Source organism: Arthrobacter sp. Leaf141 (assembly GCF_001424565.1).
Lineage (GTDB): Bacteria > Actinomycetota > Actinomycetes > Actinomycetales > Micrococcaceae > Arthrobacter.
The window spans coordinates 1-6,415 of record NZ_LMOL01000031.1; the positions used below are offsets into that span (position 1 = coordinate 1).

At 66.5% G+C, this 6,415-nt stretch carries 9 protein-coding genes; 2 read left to right on the forward strand and 7 right to left on the reverse strand.

Features of this window, described 5'->3' with window-relative positions; all coding sequences use genetic code 11:
- The first annotated feature begins 161 nt into the window (after nt 1–161).
- A complete protein-coding gene (locus ASF72_RS16480) occupies nt 162–611 on the forward strand; it encodes a YdeI/OmpD-associated family protein (protein WP_056600663.1) in 450 nt (149 codons plus the stop codon).
- 86 nt (nt 612–697) lie between these two features.
- Here the strand turns inward: ASF72_RS16480 and ASF72_RS16485 are convergent, their stop codons facing one another.
- The 3 genes from ASF72_RS16485 to ASF72_RS16495 form a co-directional block, all read right to left on the reverse strand.
- Nucleotides 698–1,075, reverse strand: coding sequence for a glyoxalase superfamily protein (locus ASF72_RS16485; protein ID WP_056600667.1), 378 nt, complete (start codon nt 1,073–1,075; stop codon nt 698–700).
- 102 nt (nt 1,076–1,177) lie between these two features.
- Nucleotides 1,178–1,813, reverse strand: coding sequence for a uracil phosphoribosyltransferase (gene upp, locus ASF72_RS16490; protein WP_050686092.1), 636 nt, complete (start codon nt 1,811–1,813; stop codon nt 1,178–1,180).
- 76 nt (nt 1,814–1,889) lie between these two features.
- Entirely contained in the window at nt 1,890–2,636 is a 747-nt protein-coding gene (locus ASF72_RS16495) for a phosphatase PAP2 family protein (protein ID WP_050686091.1), read from the reverse strand.
- A gap of 61 nt (nt 2,637–2,697) precedes the next feature.
- On the opposite strand from ASF72_RS16495, the gene ASF72_RS16500 reads away from it, so the two are divergent.
- A complete protein-coding gene (locus ASF72_RS16500) occupies nt 2,698–3,330 on the forward strand; it encodes a nucleoside deaminase (RefSeq protein ID WP_056600669.1) in 633 nt (210 codons plus the stop codon).
- Nucleotides 3,331–3,428: 98 nt separating this feature from the next.
- Here ASF72_RS16500 and ASF72_RS16505 read toward each other — a convergent pair whose 3' ends face one another.
- The 4 genes from ASF72_RS16505 to ASF72_RS21120 form a co-directional block, all read right to left on the reverse strand.
- Nucleotides 3,429–4,544, reverse strand: coding sequence for a glycosyltransferase family 4 protein (locus tag ASF72_RS16505; RefSeq protein ID WP_082484385.1), 1,116 nt, complete (start codon nt 4,542–4,544; stop codon nt 3,429–3,431).
- Between the two features lie 3 nt (nt 4,545–4,547).
- The gene (locus ASF72_RS16510; protein ID WP_050686088.1) at nt 4,548–4,943 is read right to left on the reverse strand and encodes a 6-pyruvoyl trahydropterin synthase family protein; all 396 of its coding nucleotides are present in this window, start codon (nt 4,941–4,943) and stop codon (nt 4,548–4,550) included.
- A gap of 3 nt (nt 4,944–4,946) precedes the next feature.
- Nucleotides 4,947–5,969 carry a zinc-dependent alcohol dehydrogenase gene (locus tag ASF72_RS16515; protein ID WP_056600671.1) on the reverse strand — a complete coding sequence of 341 codons (1,023 nt, stop codon included), beginning with the start codon at nt 5,967–5,969 and terminating at the stop codon, nt 4,947–4,949.
- Between the two features lie 249 nt (nt 5,970–6,218).
- Nucleotides 6,219–6,415 (reverse strand): hypothetical protein (locus ASF72_RS21120; RefSeq protein WP_235504756.1); only part of this gene is annotated, 197 nt, incomplete at its 5' end.

Genomic DNA, 6,415 nt, shown 5'->3' on the forward strand with positions numbered 1-6,415 from the left:
GTAACCACCAACCTAAGAGGTCTTCACCCTTTCACGATGTAACCAACGTCCTGGCCGAGTACAACTAGGAGCCGCGGGGTCCATCCCGGCGGTCCCGTCCCCGGGACCGCCGGGTCGCCTACAGGTGACGCGGCGCTTCCGCGGGCACCATACTAAGGGGCATGAAATTCACCACCGTTATTGCCGGCTCCGGCAACAAGACCGGCATCGAAGTCCCGGCCAGCATTGTGGACGCCTTGGCCGCCGGAAAACGGCCGCCGGTGGTGGTGACGCTGAACGGGGCGTCCTACCGCAGCAGCATTGCCGTTATGGGCGGGCAGTACCTGATCGGCCTGAGCGCAGCCAATCGTGAGCTGACAGGGGCGGGCGCGGGCGACGCCGTTGAGGTGGACGTGGTGGTGGACACCGAACCACGCGTGGTGGAGGTGCCCGCTGACCTGGCGGCCGCGCTGGCTGCAGACAGCACCGCGTCCGACGCGTACGCTGCCTTGAACTACAGCGGCCAGCGGCGCCTGGTAGAGCCCCTGGCCCTGGCAAAAACCGAGGAGACCCGGGCCAGGCGCGTGGCCAAGGCAGTCTCGGACCTGAACCCTGGCCAGCAGCACGGTTAGCCGTTCAGCGCCCCAGCGCCCCAGCCGGCTTTGCACGGCACCCGGCTCCTGGCGTGCCCGTCCGGATTTTCACGGCAGGCCGTCAGCTACATGGCTGGAAGTTTAGCCATGCACTGGACGGCCCACTGGTTGCCGTCCGGATCCTTGAAATACACAAACTCACCCCAGCCGGGGTCCGAGATATCCGTGACATCCACACCGTTGGCTTTCAGGTGCCGGTGCGCCTCCTGGATGTCAGGAACCACCAACTGCAGGTTGGGGGCGGACCCTGCCGGCGCATCTGAGAGCCCCTCGCCGATTGCGATGGAGCAGCCTGATCCGGGCGGGGTCAGCTGGACGAAGCGCAGGTTCTCGTTGACCCGGTGATCGTGGTCAAGGGTGAAACCCACTTGGTTCGCATAAAAATCCCGGGCACGGTCCACGTCGGAGACGGGCACCAGTACAAGTTCAAGTTTCCAGTCCATCCGCTCAGGGTAGCCCGGGCGCTGGAGCCAGGAAAGGGTTCCTGGCCCCTGGTTCGGCCACAACTGACCGCGCCGGCAGTTTTTGCGCGGCCCGGTGGCTGGTTAGCCTGCGATGCCGTAGAGTCGGTCGCCGGCGTCACCGAGGCCGGGAACGATGTAGGACTTCTCGTTGAGCCGCTCGTCAATGGAGGCCAGCACGATTGTCACATTGGACTCGCCCAGCTCCTCCTCCAGCTTCGCCAGGCCTTCCGGTGCTGCGAGGAGGCAGATGCAGGTGACGTCCGAGGCGCCGCGCTTGAACAGGAACTTGATGGCCTCGCGGAGTGTGCCGCCGGTGGCCAGCATGGGGTCCAGGACGAAGATCTGCCGGTCGGTGAGGTCTTCGGGCAGGCGCTCGGCGTAGGTGATGATTTCCAGGCTCTCCTCGTCCCGGGCCATGCCCAGGAAACCCACCTCAGCGGTGGGGACGAGCTTGGTCATGCCTTCAAGCATTCCCAGCCCCGCGCGCAGGATGGGAACCACCAGTGGTGTGGGTTTGGTGAAGGCGGTGCCCACCGTGGTGCTGACGGGAGTCTCGATGGTGACGGGCTGGGTGCGGACTTCGCGCGTGGCCTCGTAAGCCAGCAACGTCACCAACTCTTCCGTCAGTTGCCGGAACACCGGCGACGGGGTGTTTTTGTCCCGCAGGACGGTGAGCTTATGGGCGACCAGCGGGTGGTCCACAACAAGAGTGCGCATGGGTCTAAAACTATCATCCGGCGAACAGGTGGATCGGGCGTGCAGGCCCGTAAAGGCACTGTGGGTTGCGCTACTTCTACTCCTCGCGAAGGACCGGGTGCTCAAATGTCGGCGCGGGTCCGGCGTGGGCCTTCCTGCGGGTCAGATGGAACAGCCTGTGGGCCAGGATTACCATGCCCACCCACGCCAGGCCCAGGAACCAGCCTGCCATCACGTCCGTCATCCAGTGATGGCCCAGGAAGACCCTGCTCAGGCCCATGGCGACAATAAAGGCGCCGCCCACGGCGATAGCGGTAATGCGGACGGAGAGCCGTTCGAACTGCAGGCACATCAGGTAGATGAGCACACCGATCACCACAGTGGTGTTGAGGGTGTGGCCGCTGGGGAACGAGGGTGAATCCTCATACGGCGGAACGGCTTCGGCGTGGTCCGGCCGGGTCCTGCCCACCAGCCTTTTGCCTACGGTGGTTGCCAGCGTGGACACGGCTGCAGCGCCGGCAACGAGAAGGATGGGACGCCAGGTGCGGCTAAGGAACGTCAGCCACGCGGTGAGGATGCTGGCCAGGATCGGCATGCCGATGCCGCCGCCTACGTTGGTGAAGCCCGTGACGAAGGCGTCGGTTTCCGGGTTGCGGAGCGTTTGGGCGTAGTCAAGTGCCGGCAGGTCCAGGCTTGCAAGGCCCTCATCGTCCACCACGTCCGAATAGACTTCGGCGCCGAGGAGGGCAAGCGTGATGACCAGGGCACCGCCGATGATCAGGGTCAGCCAAAGGGCTGCGTATGGCTTGATCCACTTGTCCACACGGTCTCTGACGGTGCTCATTGTGCCTCCCGGCTAAAGTGCGTCACGGGTTCCGGATATCCGTCGAAACTATCATTGACCCATGGTCTCCGCTGGAATGAATCACAACGAATGGATGCGCCTTGCCCTGACGGAAGCCCGCGGCGCCCTCGACACCGGGGATGTTCCCATCGGGGCCGTGGTGGTGGGCCCTGACGGCGCGGTGCTGGGCTACGGCCGCAACCGGCGCGAGGAACTGGGCGATCCCACGGCCCATGCCGAAGTGGTGGCCATCCGCGCTGCTGCTGCCCGGCTGCGGGAGCTTGCCGCCACTCGCGGCGACGAGGGCGCTGAGCAAGGCAAAACTGCAGCGGGGAGCGGCGGGATCCAGCCCGTGGGCGGCGCGTCGGGCGCCGGTGCGCCTCTGGCCGATAAGCCCGTGGCCGGCACGCCCGCTGCCGGCCGTCTGGCCGGGGACGGCTGGCGGCTGTCGGACTGCACCCTTGTAGTGACCCTGGAACCGTGCGCCATGTGCGCGGGTGCGGTGGTGCTGTCGCGGATTCCCCGCGTGGTGTTCGGGGCGTGGGACGAAAAGGCCGGGGCTGCGGGGTCTGTCTTCGATGTCTTGCGGGAACGCCGGCTCAATCACTGGGTTGAGGTTTATCCGGGCGTCCGCGAAGCCGAGTGTGCGGTGTTGCTCCGCGACTTTTTTGCGGGACACCGGAACGGGTCCTGACCGGGCGCCACGCCTGGGGCTGGCTGGCCGGGCACCAGGCGTGCGGGCGGTCCGGACCCCGGGCACCCGGCCTGGGGATGGGCTGGCCGGGGCTCGGGTCAGGCGCCGGCGAGGGCATCGAGGACGGACTGTGCCGTCACCGCCCAGCCAGGCAGGGCTTTCCGGGCTTCGCCGGCCGCGTCCCGCCACTCTGTCCGGGTTGCGGGTTTCGTGAGCCAGTTCCGGAGAACCCCCGCTAGCCTGGCCGGACTGTCTGCGCCGGCCTCGGGAAGTGCCACGGTTGTGCCGGGAAGCCGGGGCCCGCCGTCGTCCGCCACCAACCCCGCAAGCCCCAACGCCTCGACTGCCCCCGTGCCGTGGCGGACGACCGCGGGAATGCCGCGGGCCAACGATTCAGTGACCACCATGCCGAATGCTTCCGCCCGCGAGACCAGCAGGCTCAGGTCAGCGGCATGCCACTCGTTCGCCAACTCCTGGCCGGCCAGTTCGCCCGGAACCCGCACACGTCCGTTCAGCCCGTTGGCCGTTATCGCCGCGCGGACCTTCACGGCGTAGCCGGGGTCGGCCTGGTCGGAACCCACCAGGGCGGCTGTCCAGTCGAGGTCCTGCAGCCGGGCAAGCGCCGATACCGCCAGCAGCTGGTCTTTGTTGGGGAGCAGCGCGGCAACGGCAAGGATATGCGGCGGCGCGGAGCCTGCGGCGAGTGCGGCGGGGGCGACCCCGGGACGGGCGGTATGGATCCGGCGGAGGTTGTGGCGGGCTGCAAGCGTGGCTGCGGCGGTGGCGCTGGTGCAGATCACACCGGTGGCCGCACGCAGCGCCCGGCCTTCCTTCTCCTGCGGGCCGGGATCCTGCGATGCCGGAACCGGCATGTGGACCAGGACCCACGTGTTTTGCCGGGCTTTTGCTGCCCATTCCATCTCGTCCGGTGCGCCGACGGCCACCAGCCCGTCAACGATGGTTACCGGCGGGATGGGAGGGGTGGTGTGCCACCTGGAATCAGCTGCCGTTCCGGCGGTATGGTCCCAGGCGCCGAGAAGTGAGCCGAGGCGCCGCCGCTGGTTCGCGGAGGCGTCCGGCCAGGTCCCTTCGATGGCCAGTAGTTGCACCTTTGCGCCCAGTGATTCCAGTCCTGTCACCAGCCGGGCGTTGTAGGCGTTGCCGCCGGAGTTGTGGCGGATGTTTGCCGGCACCAGGAAGAGGAGGCGGGCCATGTTTCAGGTGGCGAGGTCCAGCGAGAAGGTGGCCCAGGCGTCGGGATTTTCACGCAGGGTGACGTCGATGCCTTCCAGTTGGCCGCCGTCGTCCGTTTCCTTGATTTCCGCTGCAACTTTTTGGGCGATGTATTCCGCCAGCGCCTCCGTGGTGCTGAGCTTTCCCTGGAAGTCGGGGTGCTCGTCCAGGTTCTTGTAGTTCAGGCCGGCGAGCACCCCTTCGATGACCGTGCCGGCGGCGCCGATGTCCAGGACTATGGCGTCGTTGTTAAGGCTCCGCCGGCGAAATGACACTTCCGCGACAAACGTGGCGCCGTGCAGGCCCTGGGCAGGGCCGAACGCTTCGCGCGGCAGGCTGTGGGCGATCATAAAGTGACGACGGACGGTCAGGTTGAACATGGGCTACCTCTGCGGGCTGGAAGGGACTTCGGGGTCTTGGGGGTATTCGATGACGTGGCACAGCGCGTTCCTCGCGCCGCTGGCGAGGTCCCTGACCACGTCCGGCAGGTCCGCAAAGGGCGACGAGCCCGTGAGGAAAGCTTCGAAGACGGGATCGGCCAGGAGCTGGACGGCGAGGTCCAAGCGGTCCGCGTTGGTGCGGCGATGGCGCCGCGCCCGTGCGACGACGCCAACCTGGCTGGCGCGGATCGAGAGGCGCCTGGCGTGGAAATCCTCGCCGAGTGGCAAGGTGACTTCCCGGTCGGCATACCAGGACATTTCAATGACGTCGCCCTCGTCACCAACCAGTTGCAGGCTTCGCTCCAGGCCTTCCTGGGACGCGGAGCAGTGGAAGACGATGTCGCAGTCAGCCAGGGCGTCATCGGGGTGCGTGAAGTCGACACCAAGTGCGTCGGCGAGCTGCTCGCGGTCCGGATCGACGTCGATCAGCTGCAGCCGCCCCAGCGGGAACGTCCGCAACAGCGTAGCCACCATGCCGCCCACCAGCCCTGCGCCCACAACCGCCACGCGGTCGCCCAGCCGGGGGCCGGCTTCCCAGAGTGCGTTCACCGCTGTTTCGACAGTTCCCGTGAGCACTGCACGCCTGGACGGCACGTCAGCGGGAATCCTGGTCAACGAGCTGATAGGCACCACATAACGGTCCTGGTGCGGGTTCAGGCAGAAAACCCGTTGTCCCAGCCAGGCTTCGGGGCCGTCCTCCACCACTCCCACCGACAGGTAGCCGAATTTCACCGGCCCGGGGAAGTCCCCCTCCTGGTGCGGTGCACGCATCTCTTCGGCCACCCGGGGAGGCACCGAGCCGCGGTGCACCACCATCTCCGTGCCCTTGCTGATGCCGGAATATAGCGTACGGACCAGGGCTTCATCGGGCCCCGGCGCGGACAATTCCTCGGAGCGCAGTTCGCCGTGCCCGCGCGCGGTGGTCCAGTACGCGGTGGCTTGGGTGTGATTCGCGAAATTAGTCATCTTACTGATGAATCTAGCGGGATATCTGCAGCCGGGGAAAGCCTGACGCCGGTGGCGTGCGTTCTGAAAAGGTCCGGAGCGGGACACTCAGGGCCCGGGACAGTCCTCCCGCATCGCACTAGGTGACGGGGGCTTTCTCGTAGGCCTGGCCCTTTTTGGGTGTTCTGGGCCCGGTCGGGTGCTTGGTACTGCTTTTTCGATGAGGTGTCCTCGAGTCAGCCGGTGCCGAAGCATGTGGATCGGCTGTTGTCAGCTGACATGTCTGGGCGTCTGGCAGTTCCGACTGTTCGGGCGCGCGCCGGTTGGGGACGTGCTGTTCAGGTGGCGGAGCGTCTTGGGTGTGCTGTTCTGCTGCTTGGTGTCCTTGGTGTTGTGGTTCCTGGTGTTGCCGTTCTGGTGCTGGGGTTTCTGGCGCTTGGTGTTGGGGCGTGTTGGGTGTGGGGTGT

Coding starts and splice junctions, on each gene's coding strand:
- ASF72_RS16480 (WP_056600663.1), top strand. CDS start 162: ATGAAATTCACCACCGTTATTGCCGGCTCCGGCAACAAGACCGGCATC.
- upp (WP_050686092.1), bottom strand. CDS start 1,813: ATGCGCACTCTTGTTGTGGACCACCCGCTGGTCGCCCATAAGCTCACC.
- ASF72_RS16510 (WP_050686088.1), bottom strand. CDS start 4,943: ATGTTCAACCTGACCGTCCGTCGTCACTTTATGATCGCCCACAGCCTG.
- ASF72_RS16495 (WP_050686091.1), bottom strand. CDS start 2,636: ATGAGCACCGTCAGAGACCGTGTGGACAAGTGGATCAAGCCATACGCA.
- ASF72_RS16515 (WP_056600671.1), bottom strand. CDS start 5,969: ATGACTAATTTCGCGAATCACACCCAAGCCACCGCGTACTGGACCACC.
- ASF72_RS16505 (WP_082484385.1), bottom strand. CDS start 4,544: ATGGCCCGCCTCCTCTTCCTGGTGCCGGCAAACATCCGCCACAACTCC.
- ASF72_RS16500 (WP_056600669.1), top strand. CDS start 2,698: ATGGTCTCCGCTGGAATGAATCACAACGAATGGATGCGCCTTGCCCTG.
- ASF72_RS16485 (WP_056600667.1), bottom strand. CDS start 1,075: ATGGACTGGAAACTTGAACTTGTACTGGTGCCCGTCTCCGACGTGGAC.